Raw genomic sequence first — 22,423 nt, forward strand, 5'->3', positions numbered from 1 at the left:
CCAGGTCGCGGCCATGACCACGACCCAGCTGAAGGGCCTGTCGGTCACCGACATCGATGAGCTGTCGGCCACCCAGGTCGGCGCCCTCGCGGCGGCCCAGATCGGCGCCCTGAGCCAGGCTCAGGCGCAGGAACTGTCGGTCACCCAGATCGGCGGCCTCTCGGCGACCCAGGTCGCGGCCCTGAATACGACGAACCTGACCTCGCTGAACGCCACTCAGCTCGGCGCCCTGACCGAAACCCAGGTCAAGGGTCTGACGACCGCTCAGCTGGCCAGCCTGAGCACCGCCAACATCGCGGCCCTGGCGGCGACGCAGGTGGGGGCGCTCAGCTCGACCCAGATCGCCGGCTTCACCCCCGGCGGCCTGTCCAACCTGGACGCCACCCAGATGGCGGCGCTGAGCCCGACCCAGGTGCGCGGCTTCACGGCCACGCAGCTGAAGGGCCTGAACGCGGCTGATATCGGCGAGCTGTCGGCGACCCAGGTCAGCGCTCTGTCGGCTCTGCAAATCGGCGCTCTGACGGCCGCTAACGTCTCCGCCCTGGACGCGACCCAAATGGCCGCGCTCAACGAGACGCAGATCAAGGGCCTGACCGCCTCGCAGATCTCGAACCTCACCACCACCGACATCGGTGAGTTGGCGGCGACCCAGATCGGCGCGATGGCGGGCAGTCAGCTGGCGGCGCTGTCGACATCCAACCTGTCCGCTCTGACCGCGACGCAGGTGGGCGCGATCTCGACCACTCAGATCAAGAGCCTGACCATCGACCAGGTGAAGAACCTGACGACGACGGACATCGGCGAACTGTCCGAGACCCAGGTCGGCGCCCTGACGAACAGCCAGGTGACGGCCCTGACGTCGAACCAGGCGCAGCAGCTCAGCGTCACCCAGCTTGGCTCGCTCAGCAGCGCCCAAGTGGGGGCTCTGACGTCCACGGCGTTCTCGACGCTGGACGCGACCCAGGTCGGCGCCCTGACGTCGACCCAGGTGAAGGGTCTGACGGCTACGCAGCTGGGCGCTCTGAGCGCGGCCGACGTCGGCCAGTTCGTCGATACGCAGATCGCGGCCTTGAGCATCCTGCAGCTGGCGGCTCTGTCGGCGGCGAATGTCTCGGCGCTCGACGCCACCCAGACCGCGGCTTTGACGGCGACCCAGGTCAAGGGTCTGACGTCGACCCAGCTGAAGGGCCTGAACGCGACCGATATCGGCGATCTGTCGGCGACCCAGCTGTCGGCGCTGACGAGCACCCAACTGGGCGCTCTGTCGACGACGGTGATCGACAGCCTGACGACGACCCAGATCGGCCAGCTGCAACCCTCGCAGCTGAGCGGCCTGACCGCGGCGCAGCTGGATCATCTGTCGACGACCAACATCGCCAGCCTGACGTCCACCCAGGCCAACGCCCTGACCCAGACCCAGGTCCAGAGCCTGGACGACGCTCAGATCGCGGCCTACCTGACCGTGAGCTGATCCCAGCCGCCGCTCGCGCTCTCGGGCGCGGGCGGCGATGGCTCCAGATGAATGGTCGGGCCCTGAGCCCCATGCCATGATCGGACTTGGCGCGACTCGCGCGCCATGCTCACCCATGGCTGTCCGTCGCCTACCGGTATCAGGAAGACTATGGCCGACATCGATACGTTCGATCTGCTCAGCAAGCTTACCGCCGAAGGCTGCTCGCTCGGCGAGTTGATCACCATCGCCTCGGAACTGGCCCAGGCGGGCAAGCCGCAGGTGGCGGACCAGGCCTACAAGATCTGGGCGCGCTTCAATCCCGAGCATCCGCAGCTGTGCGTGGCGCTGTTCAATCGTTCGGTGCTCCAGTCGGCGCTCGGCGACAATGCGGGCGCGGCCGCCTCGCTGGAACAGGCGATCACGCTCAATCCCGACTTCATGCCGGCCTATGTGAACCTGGGCGGCCTGCAGGAGCGGGCGGGCCTGGGCGAGCTGGCGATCGCCACCTGGGAACTCGGCGCGAACCGATCCGCCAGCATCAACGGCATGGCGGTCAGCTACGCCTTCACTTGTCTCAAGCAGATCGCGCGCCTCCTGGGGGACCTGCATCAGCCGGCGCGCGCCGAGATGGCGCTGCAGCGCGCGGCGGACATCGACCCGCACGCCATGGACGTGATCGGCCAGCTGGTCGCCACGCGCCTGTCGCAGTGTAAGTGGCCGGTCCTGGCGCCATCGGAACGCGTCAGCCGCGAGACCCTGCTCAGGGGCGTCAATCCTCTGTCGATCGCGGCCTATACCGACGATCCCATGCTGCTGCTCGCGGCGGCCAACACCCTGATCGAGCGCGAGGTCAAGGCGACGCCCGAACAGGTCCGCGCCGACCGGCGGGACGCCCCGATCGACCTGACCGGCCGTCGGCTGCGGATCGGCTACATCTCTTCAGATCTCCGCGATCACGCGGTCGGCTATCTGATGGCCGAGCTGTTCGAGGTCCACGACAAGAAGAAGGTCGAGGTCTTCGCCTACTACTGCGGTCCGGAATCCAGCGACGGCCTGAACACCCGTATCCGCGCGGCCGTGGAGCATTTCATCGACATCCGTCCGATGAGCGATGACGAGGCCGCTCAGCGCATCGTCGACGACGGCATCGACATCCTGATCGACGTCAACGGTCACACCCGCGACGCCCGCACCGCCGTGTTCGCCCGGCGGCCCGCTCCCATCCTCGTCAACTGGCTGGGCTATCCCGGCACGATGGGCAGCGACTTCCACCACTACATCATCGCCGACCCGTGGATCATCCCGCCGGAGATGGAGCACTACTACTCCGAGGCCGTGCGCCGGATCCCCTGCTATCAGCCCAACGACCGCCGCCGGTACGTCCAGGAGGGATGTCCGACCCGCGCCGAGGCGGGCTTGCCCGAAGACGGCTTTGTCTTCTGCTGCTTCAACGGCGTGCAGAAGATCACGCCGCACGTGTTCGACCGCTGGATGCAGATCCTGAAACGCACGCCCGGCAGCGTGCTGTGGCTGCTGGACAGCAACCCAGAAGCCAATGCTCGTCTGCGCGACTCCGCGGAAGCCAAGGGCGTGGACCGCACGCGCATCGTCTTCGCGCCGAAGCTGCAGAACGCCTACCACCTGGCGCGCTATCGGCTGGCGGACCTGTTCCTGGACACCACGCCCTATGGCGCGCACACCACGGCCTCGGACGCCCTCTGGATGGCTGTGCCGGTGCTGACCTGGTCGGGCCGCAGCTTCGCGTCGCGCGTCTGCGGGAGCCTCGTCCGGAGCGCTGGTCAGCCCGAAATGGTGGTCGATAGCGGCGAGGCCTATGTCGAGAAGGCCGTCGAGATCGGCGCCGATCGCGAGAAGGCCAGGGCTTTGCGCGCGACGCTGGAGGCCAACCGTGACAGCTGCGTGCTGTTCAACATGGACCTGCTGGCCGACAGCCTTGAGACCCTCTATGGCGAGATGGTCGCCGAGTATCGGGCCGGCGGGCGGCCCAACCCGGACCTGACCAACCTGGACGTCTACATGAACGTCGGCCTGGAACTGGACCAGGATCAACGCGAGATGCAGGCGGTGGAGGACTACGAAGGCCTTTATCGGCAAGCCTTGGCCCGTCGTCACAAGCTCAGGTCGATACCCGCCGACAACCGGATCTGGACGCCCGACGCGCGTCGGACGGCCATCTGACCAAGACATGCGCGTCTTTCCGCCCGTCTATCCCTGGAACGCCTTCGACAGCCGCCGATGGATGGAGTCCTATCGGTCGCCGGTTATCCCGCGCGTCCCCGCGCCGAAAAACCTGACGGTCCACGCCGAGTCCGAGGAGATGCGGCATCGGCTGATGTCGGAATTCGACCACGTGCATTTCGACCGCGTCGGACGCCTCGACGGCGAGTTTGTCAGCAGCAGCACCGGCTTGCTGCTGTTCGACCGGGCCGGCGCCTGCCTGCAGGCCAATTTCCCCGGCGGCAGCTCGATGGCGGCGACGCTGACGTTCACGGAGGCCAACAGCCCGGACCTCTGGGACTATCGCCAATCCCTGCGGGACGACTGGGACACGCTGCCGCTGATCGAGAACGCGGCGGTCTTCAGCCATATCTACTCGAACAACTACTACCACTTCTGCTTTGAGCTCCTGCAGAAGTTCCGGCTGATCCAGGACCACGACATCAGGGTCGTGGTGATGCCCTCGCCGATCTACCACAATGGCGTCTTCCGCGAGATGATCTCCCAGGCTCTGGGCGATCGTCTGCTCTTGCCGGCGACCGAGGTGGCCCGGCTGAAGAACCCGATGCTGGTCGAGGCCTGGCAGTCCGAAGAGGGGCTCCGCTGGCTGCGGGCGTTCGTAGGCAAGACCCTGCCGGCGGAGGGGCGCCGCTACTACATCCGGCGCAATCCGCTGAAACCGCGTCGCGGCAACAATGTCGCCGAGACCGAGGCCTTCCTGGCTTTCCTGGAGCGGCACGACTTCACGACGATCGATTTCGGCAATGGCGAGCTTTCGCTGTCCGAGCAGATCGACAAGCTGCAGGGCGCGTCGTTCGTCCTGGCCGCGCACGGCGCGGGCCTGACGAACCTGTCCTATCTGAACGGCCCCGCCCGTATCGTCGAGATCTTCAGCCGGGCGGTGATCTCGACCTCGTTCATCCGGGTTTCGGACGCGCTGGATCTCGAGCATCATGCGATCATCGCCGAGACGCTGGACGAGCAGGGCGACATCATCGTCGACTGCGACCTGCTGGAACGCTTGATCGCCTAGGCCTCGGCCCTGGCCCTCATCAGCACCGCCCCGCCGCTTTCGGCCCAGAGCTCGGCGCCAGCGTTCGTGGGGGCGGCCAGCGCCGCGATCGTCTCGCCGCAGAAGGCCGGCTTCAGGGCGCGGAACGAAAAGCGCTTGAGCGGTCTGACCGGCATGGCCTCCAGCAGAAGCAGCGCGATGAGCGGACCGTGGACGACGAGGCCCGGATAGCCCTCGACGCCCGTCGCGTAGTCCTGGTCGTAGTGGATGCGGTGGCTGTTGGTTGTCGCGGCCGAGAAGGCGAACAGCAGGGCGGGGTCGGTGATGGTCTCGCGTCTCCACGCCGCGGCCTGGGGCGGATCGGCCTCGGGCGTCCGCGGCGCGGGCGGCGCGGCGGTGTAGACGATGGTTTGGCGCTCGCTGACGCGCGTCTCGCCGCCCTGGCTGAAGATCCGGTCCACGGTGACGAAGGTAAGGGCCCCGCTGCCGCCGGCCTTTTCCTCCACATTGCCGATCGTCTCGACGAGTTCGGTCTCCTGGCCGGGCAGGAGAGGGCCCGTGAAGGTCATGTCGGCCGCCGCGAACATCCGGCGCGGCGCTTCGATCGGCGGCAGGAACAGACCGCGCCGGGGATGGCCGTCCGGGCCAAGGTCTGAGCGTCTGATCGGCTCGGCGAGGCACGCCCAATGCCAGGCCGGCGGAACCTCTGCGGGCGGGGCAGGGCGGTCCAGCACTGCGGCCAGCCGGGCGAGGTCCGAGGCCTCCAGCACCGCCGTCCGCCGCCGCTGACGCCCGACCCAGTCGGCATAGGCGCTCATCAGTAGGAGCGCGGCAGGCCGAGCACGTGCTCGGCGACATAGGCCAGGATCAGGTTCGTCGAGATCGGCGCCACCTGATAGAGGCGCGTCTCGCGGAACTTGCGCTCGATGTCGTACTCCTCGGCGAAGCCGAAGCCGCCATGGGTCTGCAGGCACATGTCCGCGGCCGCCCACGAAGCCTCCGAGGCCAGCATCTTGCCGATGTTCGCCTGTTCTCCGCAGGGAAGACCGGCGTCGTAGCGGGCGGCCGCGTCATAGACCGTCAGGCGTGCGGCGTGGGTCTGGGCGTAGGCGCGGGCGATCGGGAACTGGACGCCCTGGTTCTGGCCGATCGGGCGGCCGAAGACGACGCGGCTCGTGGCGTAGTCGCGCGCCTTGCCGATCAGCCAGGCCGCGTCGCCCAGGCACTCGGCCCCGATCAGGATCCGTTCGGCGTTCATGCCGTCCAGGATGTAGCGGAAGCCCTTGCCCTCCTCGCCGATCAGGCTGTCGGCGGGGATGACCAGGTTGTCGAAGAACACCTCGGTGGTGGCGTGGTTCAGCATGGTGGCGATCGGCTTGATCGTCAGGCCGTTTCCCTTGGCGGCCCGCATGTCGACCAGGAACACCGACAGGCCGTCGGCCTTGCGCGCGACCTGCTCCTTGGGCGTGGTGCGGGCCAGGAGGACCATCAGGTCGGAATGCTCGGCGCGGCTGGTCCAGACCTTCTGGCCGTTGATCACATAGGTGTCGCCCTCGCGCCGCGCGAAGGTCGAGATCGAGGTGGTGTCGGTACCGGCCGTGGGCTCGGTGACGCCGAACGCCTGCAGCCGGATCGAGCCGTCGGCGATCCTGGGCAGCCAGGTCTCTTTTTGCGCCTGGGAGCCGTGCCGCAGGACGGTGCCCATGGTGTACATCTGGGCGTGCAGGGCCGCGGCGTTGCCGCCGCTGGCGTGGACTTCCTCCAGGATCGCCGCCGCCGCCGTCAGGCCAAGACCGCCGCCGCCGTATTCCTCGGGGATCAGCACGCCCAGCAGCCCGGCCCTGGTCATCGCCGCCACGAAATCGGTCGGATAGGCCTTCTCGCGATCGAGGCCGCGCCAGTAGGCCGGCGGGAAATCGCGGCAGAGCGCGCGCACCGTCTGGCGCAGGGCTTCGATCAGTTCGGGGTCGGCGAGGGCGGACATGGGGCGAGCTTCGAGCCTTGAACGGGCCTCGTCCAGCCTCCCGTTAAGTCAGTGTGGCGCATAGCGGGACAATCGCTCGAAGGCGAAGAGGGCGTTTTGCCGCGCGTCGGCGCAACGGCTCTCCATTGACGCTCCCCCGGCGGGCCAACACCCTCACGCTACAAGCCAAGATTCGCTGGCGCAGGAAGATCCCCATGCCGTACTCGGACACCGTCTTCGACCGCCACGTCGAGGCTCTCATCGGGCGGATGAAGCCCGCCAGCGTCCTCGATATCGGTCCGGGCGCCGGCAAGTACGGCCGGATGATCCAGTCGCTTCGGGCGGAGGGTGTTCCGATCGGTCACCTGGCCGCTATCGAGATCGACAACAGCTATATCGAGCAGTTCGGCCTGCGCGAAATCTACGACGTCATTCAGCTGGGCGACGCGACGACCCTGCCCGACGTCGGGCCCGACGCGTCGTGGGACCTCGTGATCCTCGGGGACGTGCTGGAGCACTTCCGCAAGTCGCGCGGGGTCGATCTCATCGATTATCTCTACTACCGCACCAAGTACCTGCTGCTGCTGATCCCCATCGACTACGTCCAGGGCGCGTGGGAGGGCCACCACGCCGAGGCGCACATCTCGACCTGGATCCCCGAGGATTTCGCCCGCTACAAGGCCCGCTGCGTGACGTCCAATGCCGGCTCCGGATGCGAGATCATGCTGGTGCTGATCAACGGCCTTCAGGCCAAGGCGGGGACCGATCTGATCTTCGCGGACGCCGATGTGGAGATCGCTTAGGGCGTCTCGGCTCGGCCCAGCGCTGGTCGCGCGGCCGCCGTCAATTCACCGGGGAAGAGGGCGACCGCGAGGTCGCCTTGGAGCCCCACGCGGGCTCCATGCAGCCTGCCATTCGGTCAGGGCCGAGCGCCGGCGCGGCGGCTCGCGGCCGCTTGCGCGGCCCCGTCTAACATACTGATTTTAGAAGGAATGGTGGGTGTACAAGGATTCGAACCTTGGACCCGCTGATTAAGAGTCAGCTGCTCTACCAACTGAGCTATACACCCATTCGCGGTTCCGAAGCACTTGCGAGCCCCGGCGGCGAGGCGCGGAACATACGCAATGATTTTGGGAGCGCAAGAGCTTTTTTCATGGCGAGACGAGATATTATTGGAGCCGTGGATTTCGCTTACCTGGAAGGGTTCGCCGCGGGGGATTCCACGGTGATCGACGAGGTGCTGGCGCTGTTCCGCGAGCAGGCCGCGCTGTGGACTCCGATGCTCGATCCCGGCCATCCCGGATGGAAGGACGCGGTGCATACGGTGAAGGGCGCGGCGCGCGGCGTGGGGGCCTTCGTGCTGGGTGACGTGTGCGAACGCTGCGAGGCGGGGCAGGAGGGGCTGGACGCCGTGCGGACGGCGTTGGACGCGGCGCTGATGGATATCGCCGCCTACGCCCACGAACGCGCGCTGCGTTCCTTGCGGGGCTAGGCATCTGACCCAACTGTAATTGGCGCCGTCGCCAGGGTCTGGCTAGAACGGCGGTCCAAGACACGAGGAGACGTCCATGCCCCCCAGCCCCTGGAGCCATACCCGCAGCGCCAGCATCGCCGACGACATCGACTTTGAGATCAAGGGCGACGACCTGCAGTTCGTCGAGATCGAGCTCGATCCGGGCGAGAGCGCGGTGGCCGAGGCCGGCGCCTTCGTCTGGAAGGACGCCAGCGTGCAGATGACCACCGTCTTCGGCGACGGCTCGGCCGACCAGGGCGGCGGCTTCATGGGCAAGCTGCTGGGCGCGGGCAAGCGCCTGATCACCGGCGAGAGCCTGTTCACGACCGTCTTCACCCACACTGGTTCGGGCAAGGCGCGCGTGGCCTTCGCCTCGCCGACGCCGGGCTCGATCCTGCCGCTGAACCTGGGTCAGCTGGGCGGGACGCTGATCTGCCAGAAGGACAGCTTCCTGGCCGCCGCGCGCGGCGTGTCGATCGGCCTGCACTTCCAGCGCCGGGTGATGACCGGCCTGTTCGGCGGCGAGGGCTTCATCATGCAGCGCCTTGAGGGCGACGGCTGGGTGTTCGTGCAGATGGGCGGCGCCCTGGTCGAGCGCGAACTGGCGCCGGGCGAGGAGCTGCACATCGATACGGGGTGTCTCGCCGCCTATACGCCGGGCGTCGATTTCGACCTGGTCATGGCCGGCGGCGTGAAGAGCGTGCTGTTCGGCGGCGAGGGCCTGTTCTTCGCCCGCCTGCGCGGTCCGGGGAAGGTCTGGATTCAGTCGCTGCCGTTCGCGCGCCTGGCCGGCCGCATGCTGCAGGCCGCCAACCACCAGGGCGGCAACCAGGGCGAAGGCTCGATCCTGGGCGGCCTGGGGCGGATGATCGACGGGAACTGAGGCTTCCTTCTCCCCTTGTGGGAGAGGGTGTCAGCGAAGCTGACGGATGAGGGGTTTCTCGGCGCCGCCGCGCGACCCCTCACCCGGTCCTTCGGACCACCCTCTCCCGCAAGGGGAGAGGGAAGTGGTCTACCCCTTCGTCCGGTCCCAGCTGTCGTATTCGTAGGCGATGCAGCGGTCGATCAGGGTGCGCCAGACCGGTTCGGCGATCGCTTCGGAGAGGCCGGAGGCGCGGGCCGCGGCCTTGACCTTTTCGACCACGTCCTCGATCCGCGCGCGGTCGAACACCTTGGAGCGGTCGGCCTTGATGCGGGCGGCCGCGTCCATGAAAGCCTGACGTTCGGTCAGGAGCTGGACCAGGGCCCGGTCCAGGGCGTCCACGCCCTGGCGCACATCGGCCATGGTCTGGCAGTCGGCGGGAGCGAGATGCTCGTCGACGTTAAGAGTCGTGATTTTCATGGGCCCCTTAAAGCCGGTTCCGGTGACAGAAACCAGAGCCGCGAAAGGCTAAATGCCCGAGCCGTTGTCCATGGTCTGGAGGGCGGCCTCGTGGGCCTCGGCCTCCGCCTTCAGCCAGTTCACGAACGCCTTGACCTGCGGCAGGCGGCCCTTGGCCTTGGGGTGGACGACGTAATAGGCGAAGTCCACGGCCGTGGGGGCCTCGAACGGGATAACGAGGCGGCCGGAGTCTAGATCAGCTTGGGCCAGGGTGCGCTTGGCCAGGGCGATGCCGCGGCCGTTGGCGGCGGCTTCGATCACCAGGCTCGATTGGTTGAAGCGCGGGCCTCGCGCGCCGTCGACGCCCTTGATGCCGCGCGCCGCCAGCCACATCGCCCAGTCGGGGCAGCTGTCATCGGCGTCCGGCGAGCCATCGTGCAGCAGGATGTGGTGGGCCAAGTCCTCGGGGCGCTCTAGGGCGTTCTGTTCGAGGAGTTCGGGGCTGGCGACCGGGACGACGGTCTCCTGCAGCAGGCGAATGACCTCCAGGCCGGGGTAGCGGCCCGAGCCGTAGCGGATGGCCATGTCGACCTCGCCGGTCGCGAAGTCCACGACCTCCATGCCGGCCGACAGCCAGACGTCGACCTGGGGATGGGCCTGCTCGAACTTGCCCAGGCGCGGCACCAGCCACTTGGCGGCGAAGGAGGGAGCGGCCGTCAGGGTCAGGCGACGACCATCCACGGCGGCGGTCAGCAGGGACGCGGCCTCGGCCAGGCGGTCGAAGGCCTCGCGCAGGGCGGGCAGGGCGGTCTGGGCCGCGTCCGTCAGCAGGAGCCCCTTGGGCGTGCGCTTGAACAGGGCCGCGCCGACATAGTCCTCGAGATTCTGGATCTGCTGGCTGACCGCGCCTGGCGTCACCGACAGCTCGTCGGCGGCGCGGCTGAAGTTCAGGTGCCGCGCGGCGGCCTCGAACGCGCGCAGGGCGTTCAGGGGCGGCAGGCGGCGGCGCTCGTTGGGTCTTTCCATAGTTTTACTGAACGCCCCGGCAGAAGTCCTTGTTTGCGAATTGGCCTCTTCGAGCCGAGTTTGCAAGCGTTCGCTGGCGGATTGGCCCTTTTCGTCGGCGCACACGAGCGGGGTCGTCTTTAGGGGCGACCCCGTCTTGCATTCCACGGTCTTATTCCAAGCGCGTTGATAGAGGTTCTAAAGCCCATGGCTCGCCAGCCGACCCGAAACCGGAAGCCTGGCCTCGTCGTCATCGGCGGGACGCGCGCCCGGCGCGCCTTGGGCGCGGTGTGGCTGGTCGGTGCCGGTCCGGGCGATCCGGACCTCCTGACCTTCCGCGCCTTCAACGCCCTGCGCGGCGCCGATGTCGTGGTCCATGACGGTCTGGTCTCGGAAGAGATCCTCGACCTAGCGCCCAGCCGCGCGCGCCGGATCAACGTCGCCAAGCGCAAGTCGCGCCACACCCTGCCGCAGGACGACATCAACCAGTTGCTGGTCGCGCTGGCGCTCGATGGCTTGAACGTTGTGCGCCTGAAGGGCGGCGATCCCTTCCTGTTCGGTCGCGGCGGCGAGGAACTGGCGGCGTGCCGCGACGCGGGCGTCGAGTGCCACGTGGTGCCCGGCGTCACCGCCGCCCTGGCCGCCAGCGCGGGCGCCGGCGCGCCTTTGACGCATCGCGGCAGCGCTCAAGCCGTCACCTTCGTCACCGGCCACGCCGCCCACGGCGAGCCGGACCTGGACTGGACCTCGCTAGCGCGGCCGAACCAGACGGTCGTCGTCTATATGGGCGTCTCGACCGCCGGCCTGATCGCCGAGCGCCTGACGGCCGCCGGCCGCGCCGGCGTGACTCCCGCCCTGATCGTGGAGAACGCCAGCCGCGCCGACGAGCGTCGGACCCTGACCACGCTGTCGGGTCTGGCCGAGGCCGCCCAGGGCGTGAAAGGCCCTGCGCTGCTGATGGTCGGCGAAGCCATGGCGATGGCTGAAGCTCAATCGCCTCGCCAGCCGGCGGTGGAGGGCGAGCTCCGCCGGGGAGGAGAATTCCAATGAAAGCGATCACCGCCAACCGCCTGATCGACGGCGAGGTCGTATTCTGGAAGTCGGGCCAGTGGGTGGACCGCTTCGGCGACGCCCAGCTGTTCGACGACCACCACGCCGCCGATGTCGAGGCCGCTGTGGCGGTCGGCAAGGGCCAGCCGACCGTGGTGGTCGACGTTTATCCGATCGACCTTGTCCAGTCCGCAGGACGCTGGGCGCCGCTCAGCTATCGCGAGCGCATCCGGGCGCTGGGCCCCACCAATGAACCCACGCACGGCAAGCAGGCCGACGGCGGCGACGTCGTCGAGGCGCTGCGTCACGCGTCCGGCGCGGCCCGCTCGACCGGCCGCGTCGACCTGATCCGCAGGAAGTAGGGCGGCATGTACCAGTACGATCTCATCGACAAGGAATTCCTGGCCGACCGCTCGGCCGAGTTCCGGGGCCAGGTCGCCCGCCGCCTCTCCGGCGAGCTGACCGAGGACCAGTTCAAGCCGCTGCGGCTGATGAACGGCCTCTATCTGCAGCTGCACGCCTACATGCTGCGAGTGGCGATCCCGTATGGCTCGCTGAACCCGACCCAGGCCCGCCGCCTGGCCCAGATCGCCCGCGACTACGACAAAGGCTACGGCCACTTCACCACGCGCCAGAACATCCAGTTCAACTGGATCAAGCTGAAGGACGCGCCGGAGATCCTGGACAAGCTGGCCGAGGTCGACCTTCACGCCATCCAGACCAGCGGCAACTGCATCCGCAACACGACCTCGGACCCCTACGCTGGCGCGACGGCCGAGGAGGTCGACGACCCGCGCGTCTGGTGCGAGGTGATCCGCCAGTGGTCGACCCTGCACCCGGAATTCTCGTTCCTGCCGCGCAAGTTCAAGATCGCCATCACCGCCTCGGCCAAGGATCGCACGGCGGCCAAGGTCCACGACATCGGCCTGCTGCTGCGCAAGGGCCGCGACGGCCAGCTGGGCTTCGAGGTGATCGTCGGCGGCGGGCAGGGACGCACCCCCTATGTCGGCCCGACCATCAAAGAGTTCCTGCCGACCGACCGGCTGCTCAGCTATCTGGAAGCGGTCCTGCGCGTCTACAATCGCCACGGCCGGCGCGACAACATCTACAAGGCCCGGATCAAGATCCTGGTCGCCGCCCTGGGCGCCGAAGAGTTCGCCCGCCAGGTCGAGGAAGAGTGGAGCAAGATCGACGCCGCCCGCGCTGACCTGCCGGCCTCCGAGCTGGCCCGCATCCGCGCCGCCTTCGCCACGACGCCGTTCGAGACGCTGCCGGCGCGCTCCGAAGCGTTTGAGACGGCGAAGGCCAACGACCCGGCCTTCGCGCGCTTCGTCCGCAACAACGTTCGCCCCCACAAGCAGCCGGGCTATGCAATCGTCGAGATCTCGCTGAAGGCGCAGGAACAGACGCCGGGCGACGCCTCGGCCGACCAGCTGGACGTCGTCGCCGACCTGGCCGAGCGCTACGGCTTCTCGGACCTGCGCGTGACCCACGCCCAGAACCTGGTCCTGCCGCACGTCAAGCTGGACGACCTGCCGACCGTGTTCGCGGCGCTGCGGGCGGCCAATCTCGCCACGCCGAACATCGACCTGGTCAGCGACATCATCGCCTGCCCGGGCCTCGACTACTGCGCCCTGGCCAACGCCCGCGCGATCCCGATCGCCCAGGACATCGCCCGCCAGTTCGCGGATCTGGATCGCGCCGAGCAGGTCGGCGAGCTGAAGATCAAGATCAGCGGCTGCATCAACGCCTGCGGCCACCACCACGTGGCCCACATCGGCATCCTGGGCGTCGATAAGAAGGGCGAGGAATTCTACCAGCTTTCGCTGGGCGGCTCGGGCGCCGAGGACGCCTCGATCGGCAAGATCCTGGGCCCGGCGCTGCCGGCCGACAAGGTTGCGACCGCCGTCGACCAGCTGGTGGGCGCTTACCTGAACGTCCGGACCGACGGTGAACGGTTCCTCGACACCTATCGCCGCGTCGGCCTCGAGCCCTTCAAGGAGGCGGTCTATGCCCAAGCTGATTGAGCTGGTTGAGGGACAGGCCCGCTGGGCCGAGGACGCCTTCGTCTTCGTCGCCGACGAGGACGCCATCCCGGACACCGGCGACGTGATCCTGACCCTGGCCCGCTTCGAGGCCGAGGGCGACGCCTTGCTGGCCTCGAACAGCCGTCGCGTGGGTGTGCGGATCGAGCCGGACCAGGAGGTCGAGGTTCTGGCCTACGACCTGCCACGCCTCGCGGTGGTCGCCTTGGCCTTCCCGAAGTACCGCGACGGCCGCGCCTACACCTCGGCCCGGTTGCTGCGCGAGCGGTTCAGCTATGAAGGCCAGATCCGCGCCGTTGGCGACGTGCTGCGCGAGCAGGCCGGGTTCATGGTCCGCTGCGGGTTCGACGCGTTCGAGCCGGCCGACGGCGCGACGCCCGAGGTCTGGAGCAAGGCCGCCAGCCGCTTCCGCCACGTCTATCAGCGCGCCGTCGACGCGCGTCCAGTGGCGTTCGAAGAAAGGGCCTCCTGATGGCCTACGACCAGATCGGGGGAACCGCCGCGGGTCTCGCCGCGCGGCTGGACGCGGAGTTGCGCGAAGCTCATCCGCTGACGGTGTTGCGCGCGGCTTATGACCAGTTCGGCTCGCGCTTGGCCCTGGTCTCGTCGTTCGGGGCGGAGTCGGCGGTGCTGCTGCATCTGGCCTCCCAGGTCTCGCCCAGCATCCCGGTCCTGTTTCTCGACACCGGCATGCTGTTCGGTCAGACCCTGGACTACCGCAAGAACCTCGCTGCCCAGCTGGGCCTGACCGACGTACGTGACCTGCGGCCGGCCTATGCCGACCTCGCCACGCAGGATCCCCAATCGGACCTGTGGCGCACCAGCGTCGACGTCTGCTGCAACATCCGCAAGGTGCTGCCGCTGGACCGCGCCCTGGGCGGTTTCGACGCCTGGATCACTGGACGCAAGCGCTTCCACGGCGGCGACCGCCTGAGCCTGCCCGTGGTCGAGGCGGCCGACGGCAAGGTGAAGTTCAATCCGCTGGCCAACTGGGGCAAGGCCGAGCTCGACGCCTATGTCGCCGAGCGCCAGCTGCCGGCCCATCCGCTGGTCGCCCAAGGCTACGCCTCGATCGGCTGCTGGCCCTGCACCCAGCCGTCGGACGACGGTCGCTCGGGCCGTTGGGCCGGGCAGGAAAAGACCGAGTGCGGCATCCACGTCGCCCGCGCGCCGGGCGTCGCGCCAAACGTCGGCGGGGATATTTAGGACTAGATGCTCCCCCGCGGCGGGGGGGAGCTGTCGCGGAGCGACTGAGGGGGCCAGTGCTGTCCAAGCCGAGCTAGCCCCCTCCGGCCCTCTGGGCCACCTCCCCCGCATCGCGGGGGAGGATCTGGCTCCTCACTCCCCCGGCCGGTACGTCTTCACCGCGTGCTTCTTCACGTCCTCGGGATAGAAATAGACGTCCCGCAGATTGCCCAGGCTGTACCGCAGCGCCTGGTCGTTGAAGTGCGGCGAGGCGGGATCGCCGCTTTCGCCGCCGGCCGAGATCGCGCGGGCTCGAACCTTGTCGCCAAACTGCACGACCGCCACGAAGCTGTTGCCCAGCGTGCCGTAGTACTTCTTTGTCCCCGGCCAGCGCTTGGCCCCGAACGAGGCCAGCGAGCCCCACTGGGCCGAGGTGAACGGCACGGGGATGCTGGGCTTGGCGTCATCGAAGGTCTGGACGATCGACCCGTCATTGCGCTGGAAGCGGTTGATCTCGCCCCAAGGGGTCTTCCAGGAGCCGAAATCGGCCGTCAGGCGGTCGGAGGCCTCGGCCAGGGCGGCGAGCTTCTCCGCCGGGGTCAGCTTGTCGGCCATGTGGTCATAGGTGTTGAGGCCTTGCGCCTTGGCCGCCGGCGCGGCCTTGGCCCACATCGCTTCTCCCCAGAACACCGCCAACGAGGTCTCGGTCGAGCGGGCGGACCACTTGCGGTCCCAGGCGCTCAGCGCCGCGACCTGCTCGGCGACCTTGGCCTTCAGCGGATCGCCGTCGGGCGTGGCGGCATAGGCCGATTCCAGCGTCGGGATCAGCCGGGCGAAGGCGGTCAGGTACGGGTCGTAGGCCTTCTCGATCAGGCCGCCCAGGGTGAGGTTCTTGACGTCCTTGAGCACCAGCTCGGCGTGGAGGCCGCGCGGGTTCTCGCCGAAGGTGTCCATGTATTTCGGGAAGTCCGCCTTCTTGGGGCTATAGGGCCCCGCCGCGGTCCAGGGCCAGTTGTTGGTGTTGAAGACCCAGCCGGTGGGCGGGTTCACCGCCTGAGGCGTCTTCTCGAGCGGCGTCAGACCCTTCCAATCGGTCGCGGGATCGGACCCGTCCACGGGCTTCGTATAGTCGAAGCGGTCGTCGCGGATCGGTATGAACTGCGGGTGCAGATAGGCGATCTCGCCCTTGCTGTCGGCGAACAGGGTGTTGTTCGACGAATTGGCCTTGAGCTCGGCCACCTTCATGAAGCTTTTGAAGTCCGTGGCCTTGGTGCGCAGGAACGACTGCTGCAGGGCCTCCACCGGCTTGTTCATCAGGGCGATGCTGATCCACTTGCCGTCGGCTTCGCGCACGATCGGGCCGCGGTGGGTCTTGAAGATCGTGAAGCGCCTTTCGGCCATCGATCCGTCGGCGGCGCGGTAGGGGACGGCGATGACCTCGGTCTTCAGCGGCCGCAGTTCCTGGCCGTACTTGTAGAAGCGCTTTCCGTCCTTCTCGACGATCGTCTCGGCGAACTCATCGACGACGTCGACGCCGCTGGAGGTGTGCATCCAGCCGGCCTTGGCGTTGAAGCCCTGGTAGATGAAGAACTGGCCCCAGGTCGTCGCGCCATAGGCGTTGAGGCCTTGGTCGCTGGAGACCTGCATCTCCGAGCGGAAGAAGAAGCTGGTGTGCGGGTTGATCAGCAGCATGGCGTGACCTTCCAGCGTGTTCTTCGGCGCGATGGCGATCCCGTTGGAGCCCTTCGGCTCCTTGAACAGCAGGCCCTTTTCGTCGGCCGTCATGGCCAGTTGGCGCTTGCCGTAGAAGCTCTCGAGCTGGGTCAGGGTCACGCGCTCGATGTCGCCGCCGATGCTGCCTTCCGAGAAGCTGAGCGCCATCCAGGGCTCGAAGCGCTTGATGACCTTCGGCTCCACGTCCGGATGGGTGGCGAGATAGTAGTTGAGGCCGTCGGCCCAGCCGTTCATCAGCGCCTTCAGCCAGGCCGGGCTCTTGGCGTAGTCGGCCTTCAGCACGGCCGGGTCGATGAACAGCTTCTGGCGCAGATCCGCCCAGATCGCCTTTTCGCCCTCCGCCTCGGCCGTGCGGCCAAGGGCGGTCATGAAGTTGGTCTCGACACGGTTGAAGTCGTCTTCGGCCTGGGCATAGGCCATGCCGAACACGGCGTCGGCGTCTGTCTTGCCGTGGATGTGGGCGATGCCCCAGTCGTCGCGCGTGATCGACACCGCCGCCGCGCGGCTCTTCAGGCGGGGCAGGCCGTCAGCGGCGCGCGCCGGCGTCGTGGCGAGCGCGGCGCTCAAGGCCAGGGCCAGAACGCTGACCGACAGATATCGCATGATCACCCCCAAATCGCTTCACGCGCGAGGGCGCGATCCAAGCCGAGTTTGGAGATCAATTCCAGTCCGCGTCACCATGGCGGACCTCAAATGCTACTGAGGAGGGCAGCCCTTGAACTCGCCGACCTTGCTGACCGACAGGCTGGACAGGTCGATGCCGCGCAGGGTCTTCATCGACGCGGCGCCGAAGCCGCTGAACAGGTCGAGCTTCAGGCCCTTGATCGCCCCGCCGATGTCGGAGGCGTACCAGTAGCCGTCGTGCTTGCCGCCATCCGGCATGGGCAGGCCGACGGTTTCCTTGATGAAGATGACCGTGCGGCGCGGGATCACCTTGGGATCCACGGCGACAGTGCGCATGGCCGCGACCTTGCAGCCCAGCGAGTCGAACGCCCGGATGCCCTTGGCGCCGGCGTGGTACATCGTCGCCCGCATCTTGTACTCGACCGAACCGGGCAGGGCGCCGCCGCCGAGGGCGGTGCTGATCAGCTCGCCCAGCGGGTCGACGCGCGGCGTCGCGGCGGACGCGGAGTCCTGGTCCGGAGCGGCGTGGGCGAGGGCGGGAGCGGCGAATGCGGAGATGACCGCGGTGGCCAAAATTCCGGCGAGCTTGCGTCGCATCGAGGGAAACCTCTTATCGGCGTGTCTGTCGGGCGGCGTCTGGATAGTCCGATCACGGCGCTGTGACAACCCTTAACCCCGCCCATGACGGGTAGCGCTTCGCGTGATGGGCGAAAAACAGGCATAGATTCAGAGGGTTGAAACTTGGCCCTTTCCTGCTGATTTTTGCCTGATCGGAAGCTTCGCAGAGGGAACCTGGCGGTGATGCGGATTTACGGCGACTCGATTTCGGGTAACTGCCTCAAGGTGAAGTGGGTCGCCGAGCACCTTCGCCTGCCGTTCGAGTGGATCGAGACCAGCGTGCTCACGGGCGAGACGCGGACGCCGGCGTTCCTGGCGATGAACCCGGCCGGCCAGGTCCCGCTGATCGTCCTGGACGACGGACGCCCGCTGTCGCAGTCCAACGCGATCATCCTGTACCTGGCCGAGGGCTCGGCGCTGATCCCCGGCGACGCCTTCGCGCGCGCCAAGATGCTGGAATGGATGTTCTGGGAGCAGTACAGCCACGAGCCCTATGTCGCCGTGGCGCGCTTCCAAATGCTGTACCTGGGCAAGCCGCGCGAAGAGCTCGAGCAACGTCTCGTGGAGCGGGGCGCCCAGGCCCTCGCGCGCCTCGAAACCCAGCTGCGACAGACGCCATTCCTGGTCGGCGAGCAGGTCACCCTAGCGGACGTCGCCTTGGTGGCTTACACCCGCGTGGCGCACGAAGGCGGTTTCGACCTTGCGCTCTATCCGGCCGTGAAGGCCTGGGTGGGCCGCACCGAAGCCGCGCTCGGCATTATTTGATCGTCGGAGTTCCATCTTGCGTCTGTCGACCAGCCTGAAAGTCCTCGCCCTGGCCGCCGCGGCATCCGCGCCGGCGCAATCGGCGCTCGCCTGGGGCGCTTCGGGCCACCGCGTCGTCGGCGTCGTCGCCGCCTCGACCCTGCCGGCCGACGTGCCGGCGTTCCTGCGGACGCCGCAAGCCGTGGCGGCGATCGGCGAGTACGCGCGTGAGCCGGATCGCTGGAAGGGCTCGGGCAAGATCCATGATCATGACCGCGACTCCGCGCACTTCCTGGACGTCGATGATCAGGGGCGCATGTACGGCGGTCCGGCCTTCACGGTGGCGACCCTGCCGCCAACCCGCGCCGAATATGAGAAAGCCCTCCGGGCCGCCGGCGTCGATAGCTGGCAGGCCGGCTATCTGCCCTATGCGATCATCGACGGCTATCAGCAGCTGGTGAAAGACTTCACGTACTGGCGCGTCCTCTCGGCCGTGGTGAAGCGCGAGAAGGACCCGACCCGTCTGGCCTACTACAAGGCCGACCTGAAGCGTCGCGAGGACCTGCTGCTGCGCGACCTCGGCGTCTGGGCGCACTATGTCGGCGACGGCAGCCAGCCGCTGCACCTGTCGGTGCACTACAATGGCTGGGGCGACTATCCGAACCCCAATGGTTACACCCAGTCTCGCTCGATCCACTTCCAGTTCGAGGGGCCGTTGACCCAGGCTCTGGCGGATCAGGCGTCGATCAAGGCGCTGGTGCCCGACTACAAGGCCTGTGACTGCTCGATCGAGACGCGTGTGGTGGGCTACCTGACCGACACCTGGAAACAGGTCGAACCTCTGTATCAGCTGGAGAAGGCGGGCGGCATGGTCGAAACCGACCCCCGCGCCCAAGCCTTTGTCCGGGCGCGCGTCGCAGCGGGAGCGACCGCTTTGCGTGATCTCGTCGTCGACGCCTGGCGCGAAAGCGCCAACGGCAAGATCGGCTACCGTCCGGAGATCAGCGTGGCGGATGTCGAGGCCGGCAAGGCCGATCCGTGGTTCGACCTCTACGGCAAGGACTAGGCGCTTGTTGAGCTTCGGCTCGCCCGTCGCCGGGCTGACCTATTTCGACCGCCGGGCGGCGTTCGGCGTGGCTGAGAACGCGCTGGGCCAGATCGCTCTGGCTCAGGTCACCAAGCCCGGCAAGGCGCCGTACTTCGACCTGCCAGGCGGGGCGGTGGACGGCGACGAGACCGAAGAACAGGCCGTCGCGCGTGAGTTTGGCGAAGAGACAGGTCTGGTCGTCGAGGCCGTTCGCCTGATCGAGACCGTCTCGCAGCACTTCCTGAAGTCGGACGGTCAGCCGGTCCGTAATCACGGCGGCGTCTACGTCGTCAAACTGCTGGGCGACGACCCGGCCTTGAAGGTCGAGGACGACCACGCGCTGGTCTGGCTGGACCCGCGCGACGCCGTGGTCGCCCTGCGCCACGACGCCCATGCCTGGGCGGTGGCGGCGTGGATGCGCCGAGCCTAGTAGGCGGCCAGGGTAATCTTGGCGCCGGCGCGGTTGGCCGTGCGCAGATCAGCGATCTGCTTTTCCGACAGCGCATCCTTCACTTCGCTCTTGAAGTCGGCCACGCAGGCGCGGGCGGCGATGGCCTTGTTGCCGTAGGAGTCGCAGACTTCGCGGGCGGCCAGATCGATGCGGCGGGCGAACTGGCGGGCGTCGGCGGGGTCAGACAGCGTCAGGTCGCCAACCGGGATACGCGCGACGGGCGCTGGGCTTTCGGCGGCGTGGGCGGCGGTCAGGCCGATGATCGGGGTGGCGGCCAGGGCCAGGGCGGCAATGGCGGCGACGCGGCTAACAAGCTTGCTCATGACTGGTTCCCTCTTCTTTGATGTGGCCGCCGGCGGCGGTCTGTTGAAGAGTGGTGTAGTCGTGGCGAGCCGGGAACACCCGTTACGACTGAGTCATGACGTCGAATTAAGCTTATGAACCAAAAGTAATATTTCAGAATTCCTGCTTCCGATTTGGTGGCTTGCCGGGGGCGCAGCCACCAGGTGTTTTTCGGTCGTCGCACACGGTGACGGATCTCAAGACCTTCATGGTCGCCATCACGATATCGGGCGTCGCGTCGATGAGCCAGTTGCACGGCGTATAGGTTGTCCTGTCCGCTGATGATCTTCATCCACATGTTCTCCGGCGCGCGGATGGCGGGATTTCTCGGACACAGAAACATCCAGATCGAGACCGGATAGGCGCCTTCAAGCCCCTGATGGATTTTCCGAGCCTCTCCGCCAGGACAGGCGGCGCGCCAGCCCGCGGATATGGTGTTGGGCAACGTGTCCGGATCGATCGACTTAACCCCGTAAACGACCTGCTCAGTCAGCACTTGGGTCCAGGCGTCGGGGGGGCTCTCCGGCGGGCACGAATTCGCGGACGCTGGTTGTGGTGGTGCTTGAAGAAGCCGCGAGATGGAAGCCCGCAGGAAGGGTCAGGACGACCATTTCCCTTTCGTTTCTCGCGCCTCGATGGGCGCCGCCTGGAACACTGCGAGCATGACGAGGGCCAGCGACAGTCGACGCGTCATGCTTCTTTCCTTGCAAGGCCCGTCGCGGGCGCCGCTTGACCGAGGAGGCCCGCGTCGGTCATCCGCGACGTTAGGTCCATCGAGTAGTTCATGATTTCGAGATAGCGGTCGGCGAAGGCCGCCCAGCTTCCCATCTTTCCGAGTTGGAGCGACGCTTGCGCGACGTTGTCGCCCACAGCATCAAGAACTACGTCAAAGCAGGCAACGAGATCACCGGCGGGCAGTCGTGTTCTTGCGGATGCGGCTGACGATCTGAGTGGATGGAGCATCAGGTGCGCGATGAACTGTCGCCGGTTTGGCGGGGCGTAGTCGGTGGCGGTCTGGTGGGCGGGGCCTTGCTGGTCGCGTTCCCAACGGTGCTGAAGCTGTTCCCGTTGTCTCTGGTGTCTCCTGAAATGGCCAGGACGGCGCCCGATCCTGGCGATGGATCGGGCGCAGGTTGGGGTATCCTGCTCATCGTGGGCGCCCCAACCTTTCTTCTGCTGTTGGCCGGCTTTGGCGCGCTGGCAGAGTTGCTTATGGCGCGCGCGGCGGTCCAATCCTGGCGCGGCAGGGCGTTGGTCGCTGGGCTGGGCTATAGCGCCCTCCTGATCGCCTGCCCGTTGATCGCCAAGGTGTTGCCTAGCACTTTGGCGACCATGGGCTTTGCCCTGACCTTGATGTTCGCGGGGCCGGTCGCCGTGGCGTTCGGAGCCCTAACCGCTGCGGCCGCTTTTGGCTTTCTTTCACCCAAGTCCGAAAAGGCCTCAGCGGCCTAGGCCGCCGCGAAGTCTCGGGCGAACCCGTGCTCGCTTTGACGGATGGGCAGGGCAAAGCTGACCGTGGTGCCTTCGCCCGGCGTGGACTCCATGTCCAGCACGCCGTCGTGCATGCTGATCAGCGACTTGGTCAGGGCCAAGCCAAGCCCGGTGCCCTGGGTGGTCTTGGAGAACTGGCTTTCGACCTGCTCGAACGGGCGAGCCAAGCGCGCCAGGTCCTCCTTGGCGATGCCGATGCCGGTGTCGGAGACCGACACCCGGACCATGTCCCCGAACGGATCGCGACGCACCTCGGCCCGCAGGGTGACGCTGCCGGCGCGCGGCGTGAACTTGATGGCGTTGGACAGTAGGTTGAGCAGCACCTGCTTGATGGCGCGGTAGTCGGCCTCGATCTCGGGCAGGGGCGGGAAGTCGATGCTGAGGTTCAGGCCGGCGGCCTCGGCGCGGTTGCGCACCAGGCGGACGGCGTCCTCGGCGACGTCCTCGACATGCATCGGCTCGAACTTCAGGTTCATCTTGCCGGCCTCGATTTTCGACATGTCGAGGATGTCGTTGATCAGCGCCAGGAGGTGCTGGCCGGACGAGT

24 protein-coding genes, 1 tRNA gene and 1 pseudogene are annotated in these 22,423 nt (G+C 67.4%); 15 read left to right on the forward strand and 11 right to left on the reverse strand.

The window, feature by feature from the left end:
* From Q0379_RS00005 to Q0379_RS00015, 3 genes and pseudogenes are all read left to right on the forward strand, one after another.
* Positions 1-1,471, forward strand: a pseudogene (locus Q0379_RS00005) (ice nucleation protein); the annotation flags it as partial.
* 150 nt (positions 1,472-1,621) lie between these two features.
* On the forward strand, positions 1,622-3,652 hold the full coding sequence (locus Q0379_RS00010) for an N-acetylglucosamine transferase (protein WP_299002717.1): 2,031 nt from the start codon (positions 1,622-1,624) through the stop codon (positions 3,650-3,652).
* A gap of 7 nt (positions 3,653-3,659) precedes the next feature.
* Positions 3,660-4,724, forward strand: coding sequence for a glycosyltransferase family 61 protein (locus Q0379_RS00015; protein WP_299002720.1), 1,065 nt, complete (start codon positions 3,660-3,662; stop codon positions 4,722-4,724).
* On the opposite strand, the gene Q0379_RS00020 is transcribed toward Q0379_RS00015, so the two are convergent.
* Together Q0379_RS00020 and Q0379_RS00025 are read right to left on the reverse strand one after the other, a co-directional pair.
* A complete protein-coding gene (locus Q0379_RS00020; RefSeq protein ID WP_299002723.1) occupies positions 4,721-5,521 on the reverse strand; it encodes a hypothetical protein in 801 nt (266 codons plus the stop codon). The genes Q0379_RS00015 and Q0379_RS00020 overlap by 4 nt on opposite strands.
* Entirely contained in the window at positions 5,521-6,687 is a 1,167-nt protein-coding gene (locus Q0379_RS00025) for an acyl-CoA dehydrogenase family protein (protein ID WP_299002726.1), read from the reverse strand. Before Q0379_RS00025 ends, Q0379_RS00020 begins: the two co-directional genes overlap by 1 nt.
* A 194-nt stretch (positions 6,688-6,881) precedes the next feature.
* On the opposite strand from Q0379_RS00025, the gene Q0379_RS00030 reads away from it, so the two are divergent.
* Positions 6,882-7,469: a class I SAM-dependent methyltransferase gene (locus Q0379_RS00030; protein ID WP_299002729.1), complete on the forward strand. Its 588-nt coding sequence runs from the start codon at positions 6,882-6,884 to the stop codon at positions 7,467-7,469.
* A 190-nt stretch (positions 7,470-7,659) separates the two neighbouring features.
* On the opposite strand, the gene Q0379_RS00035 is transcribed toward Q0379_RS00030, so the two are convergent.
* Positions 7,660-7,735 (reverse strand) — tRNA-Lys (locus tag Q0379_RS00035).
* Positions 7,736-7,819: 84 nt separating this feature from the next.
* On the opposite strand from Q0379_RS00035, the gene Q0379_RS00040 reads away from it, so the two are divergent.
* On the forward strand, positions 7,820-8,158 hold the full coding sequence (locus Q0379_RS00040; protein ID WP_299002731.1) for an Hpt domain-containing protein: 339 nt from the start codon (positions 7,820-7,822) through the stop codon (positions 8,156-8,158).
* A gap of 76 nt (positions 8,159-8,234) precedes the next feature.
* Positions 8,235-9,062, forward strand: coding sequence for a TIGR00266 family protein (locus Q0379_RS00045; protein ID WP_299002734.1), 828 nt, complete (start codon positions 8,235-8,237; stop codon positions 9,060-9,062).
* A gap of 129 nt (positions 9,063-9,191) precedes the next feature.
* On the opposite strand, the gene Q0379_RS00050 is transcribed toward Q0379_RS00045, so the two are convergent.
* Positions 9,192-9,521, reverse strand: a complete 330-nt coding sequence (locus Q0379_RS00050) for a chorismate mutase (RefSeq protein ID WP_299002737.1) — start codon at positions 9,519-9,521, stop codon at positions 9,192-9,194.
* A gap of 48 nt (positions 9,522-9,569) precedes the next feature.
* Entirely contained in the window at positions 9,570-10,526 is a 957-nt protein-coding gene (gene gcvA / locus Q0379_RS00055; RefSeq protein ID WP_066682821.1) for a transcriptional regulator GcvA, read from the reverse strand.
* Between the two features lie 186 nt (positions 10,527-10,712).
* Between gcvA and cobA the strand changes: the two genes are divergently transcribed.
* Genes cobA through Q0379_RS00080 form a run of 5 tightly spaced genes read left to right on the forward strand, consistent with a single transcriptional unit; the run spans position 10,713 to position 14,806 of the window.
* On the forward strand, positions 10,713-11,555 hold the full coding sequence (gene cobA, locus Q0379_RS00060; protein WP_366519281.1) for a uroporphyrinogen-III C-methyltransferase: 843 nt from the start codon (positions 10,713-10,715) through the stop codon (positions 11,553-11,555).
* Positions 11,552-11,917: a DUF2849 domain-containing protein gene (locus Q0379_RS00065; RefSeq protein WP_299002749.1), complete on the forward strand. Its 366-nt coding sequence runs from the start codon at positions 11,552-11,554 to the stop codon at positions 11,915-11,917. Before cobA ends, Q0379_RS00065 begins: the two co-directional genes overlap by 4 nt.
* A 6-nt stretch (positions 11,918-11,923) precedes the next feature.
* Positions 11,924-13,582 carry a nitrite/sulfite reductase gene (locus Q0379_RS00070; RefSeq protein WP_299002752.1) on the forward strand — a complete coding sequence of 553 codons (1,659 nt, stop codon included), beginning with the start codon at positions 11,924-11,926 and terminating at the stop codon, positions 13,580-13,582.
* Positions 13,566-14,072, forward strand: a complete 507-nt coding sequence (locus Q0379_RS00075) for a DUF934 domain-containing protein (RefSeq protein WP_299002755.1) — start codon at positions 13,566-13,568, stop codon at positions 14,070-14,072. Before Q0379_RS00070 ends, Q0379_RS00075 begins: the two co-directional genes overlap by 17 nt.
* Positions 14,072-14,806 carry a phosphoadenylyl-sulfate reductase gene (locus tag Q0379_RS00080; protein ID WP_299002758.1) on the forward strand — a complete coding sequence of 245 codons (735 nt, stop codon included), beginning with the start codon at positions 14,072-14,074 and terminating at the stop codon, positions 14,804-14,806. The genes Q0379_RS00075 and Q0379_RS00080 overlap by 1 nt, the downstream gene beginning before the upstream one ends.
* A gap of 132 nt (positions 14,807-14,938) precedes the next feature.
* Here the strand turns inward: Q0379_RS00080 and Q0379_RS00085 are convergent, their stop codons facing one another.
* Positions 14,939-17,122, reverse strand: coding sequence for a penicillin acylase family protein (locus Q0379_RS00085; protein WP_299002761.1), 2,184 nt, complete (start codon positions 17,120-17,122; stop codon positions 14,939-14,941).
* 93 nt (positions 17,123-17,215) lie between these two features.
* Entirely contained in the window at positions 17,216-17,740 is a 525-nt protein-coding gene (locus tag Q0379_RS00090; RefSeq protein ID WP_299002764.1) for a 3D domain-containing protein, read from the reverse strand.
* 204 nt (positions 17,741-17,944) lie between these two features.
* On the opposite strand from Q0379_RS00090, the gene Q0379_RS00095 reads away from it, so the two are divergent.
* From Q0379_RS00095 to Q0379_RS00105, 3 genes are read left to right on the forward strand one after another with little or no spacing between them, the layout of a single operon-like run.
* Complete coding sequence (locus Q0379_RS00095; RefSeq protein WP_299002788.1) at positions 17,945-18,526, forward strand: glutathione S-transferase family protein; 582 nt, start codon at positions 17,945-17,947, stop codon at positions 18,524-18,526.
* Positions 18,527-18,542: 16 nt separating this feature from the next.
* Positions 18,543-19,571, forward strand: coding sequence for a S1/P1 Nuclease (locus Q0379_RS00100; RefSeq protein WP_299002767.1), 1,029 nt, complete (start codon positions 18,543-18,545; stop codon positions 19,569-19,571).
* A 4-nt stretch (positions 19,572-19,575) separates the two neighbouring features.
* Complete coding sequence (locus Q0379_RS00105; RefSeq protein WP_299002768.1) at positions 19,576-20,022, forward strand: NUDIX domain-containing protein; 447 nt, start codon at positions 19,576-19,578, stop codon at positions 20,020-20,022.
* Here the strand turns inward: Q0379_RS00105 and Q0379_RS00110 are convergent.
* The 3 genes from Q0379_RS00110 to Q0379_RS00120 form a co-directional block, all read right to left on the reverse strand.
* A complete protein-coding gene (locus Q0379_RS00110) occupies positions 20,019-20,366 on the reverse strand; it encodes a UrcA family protein (protein ID WP_299002771.1) in 348 nt (115 codons plus the stop codon). The two genes, Q0379_RS00105 and Q0379_RS00110, sit on opposite strands and share 4 nt — an antisense overlap.
* Positions 20,363-20,881: a hypothetical protein gene (locus tag Q0379_RS00115; RefSeq protein WP_299002774.1), complete on the reverse strand. Its 519-nt coding sequence runs from the start codon at positions 20,879-20,881 to the stop codon at positions 20,363-20,365. The genes Q0379_RS00110 and Q0379_RS00115 overlap by 4 nt, the downstream gene beginning before the upstream one ends.
* A gap of 194 nt (positions 20,882-21,075) precedes the next feature.
* Entirely contained in the window at positions 21,076-21,348 is a 273-nt protein-coding gene (locus Q0379_RS00120) for a hypothetical protein (protein WP_299002778.1), read from the reverse strand.
* 3 nt (positions 21,349-21,351) lie between these two features.
* On the opposite strand from Q0379_RS00120, the gene Q0379_RS00125 reads away from it, so the two are divergent.
* On the forward strand, positions 21,352-21,837 hold the full coding sequence (locus Q0379_RS00125) for a hypothetical protein (RefSeq protein WP_299002780.1): 486 nt from the start codon (positions 21,352-21,354) through the stop codon (positions 21,835-21,837).
* Here the strand turns inward: Q0379_RS00125 and Q0379_RS00130 are convergent.
* Positions 21,834-22,423: ATP-binding protein (locus Q0379_RS00130; protein ID WP_299002784.1), on the reverse strand; the 590-nt coding region annotated here is incomplete at its 5' end. The two genes, Q0379_RS00125 and Q0379_RS00130, sit on opposite strands and share 4 nt — an antisense overlap.

The organism is uncultured Caulobacter sp. (assembly GCF_937900395.1).
Taxonomy (GTDB): Bacteria; Pseudomonadota; Alphaproteobacteria; order Caulobacterales; family Caulobacteraceae; genus Caulobacter.

Excerpts from the sequence above, each read along its gene's own strand:
- Q0379_RS00010 (WP_299002717.1), top strand. The coding sequence starts at position 1,622 with ATGGCCGACATCGATACGTTCGATCTGCTCAGCAAGCTTACCGCCGAA.
- Q0379_RS00015 (WP_299002720.1), top strand. The coding sequence starts at position 3,660 with ATGCGCGTCTTTCCGCCCGTCTATCCCTGGAACGCCTTCGACAGCCGC.
- Q0379_RS00020 (WP_299002723.1), bottom strand. The coding sequence starts at position 5,521 with ATGAGCGCCTATGCCGACTGGGTCGGGCGTCAGCGGCGGCGGACGGCG.
- Q0379_RS00025 (WP_299002726.1), bottom strand. The coding sequence starts at position 6,687 with ATGTCCGCCCTCGCCGACCCCGAACTGATCGAAGCCCTGCGCCAGACG.
- Q0379_RS00030 (WP_299002729.1), top strand. The coding sequence starts at position 6,882 with ATGCCGTACTCGGACACCGTCTTCGACCGCCACGTCGAGGCTCTCATC.
- Q0379_RS00040 (WP_299002731.1), top strand. The coding sequence starts at position 7,820 with ATGGCGAGACGAGATATTATTGGAGCCGTGGATTTCGCTTACCTGGAA.
- Q0379_RS00045 (WP_299002734.1), top strand. The coding sequence starts at position 8,235 with ATGCCCCCCAGCCCCTGGAGCCATACCCGCAGCGCCAGCATCGCCGAC.
- Q0379_RS00050 (WP_299002737.1), bottom strand. The coding sequence starts at position 9,521 with ATGAAAATCACGACTCTTAACGTCGACGAGCATCTCGCTCCCGCCGAC.
- gcvA (WP_066682821.1), bottom strand. The coding sequence starts at position 10,526 with ATGGAAAGACCCAACGAGCGCCGCCGCCTGCCGCCCCTGAACGCCCTG.
- cobA (WP_366519281.1), top strand. The coding sequence starts at position 10,713 with ATGGCTCGCCAGCCGACCCGAAACCGGAAGCCTGGCCTCGTCGTCATC.
- Q0379_RS00065 (WP_299002749.1), top strand. The coding sequence starts at position 11,552 with ATGAAAGCGATCACCGCCAACCGCCTGATCGACGGCGAGGTCGTATTC.
- Q0379_RS00070 (WP_299002752.1), top strand. The coding sequence starts at position 11,924 with ATGTACCAGTACGATCTCATCGACAAGGAATTCCTGGCCGACCGCTCG.
- Q0379_RS00075 (WP_299002755.1), top strand. The coding sequence starts at position 13,566 with ATGCCCAAGCTGATTGAGCTGGTTGAGGGACAGGCCCGCTGGGCCGAG.
- Q0379_RS00080 (WP_299002758.1), top strand. The coding sequence starts at position 14,072 with ATGGCCTACGACCAGATCGGGGGAACCGCCGCGGGTCTCGCCGCGCGG.
- Q0379_RS00085 (WP_299002761.1), bottom strand. The coding sequence starts at position 17,122 with ATGCGATATCTGTCGGTCAGCGTTCTGGCCCTGGCCTTGAGCGCCGCG.
- Q0379_RS00090 (WP_299002764.1), bottom strand. The coding sequence starts at position 17,740 with ATGCGACGCAAGCTCGCCGGAATTTTGGCCACCGCGGTCATCTCCGCA.
- Q0379_RS00095 (WP_299002788.1), top strand. The coding sequence starts at position 17,945 with ATGCGGATTTACGGCGACTCGATTTCGGGTAACTGCCTCAAGGTGAAG.
- Q0379_RS00110 (WP_299002771.1), bottom strand. The coding sequence starts at position 20,366 with ATGAGCAAGCTTGTTAGCCGCGTCGCCGCCATTGCCGCCCTGGCCCTG.
- Q0379_RS00120 (WP_299002778.1), bottom strand. The coding sequence starts at position 21,348 with ATGCTCCATCCACTCAGATCGTCAGCCGCATCCGCAAGAACACGACTG.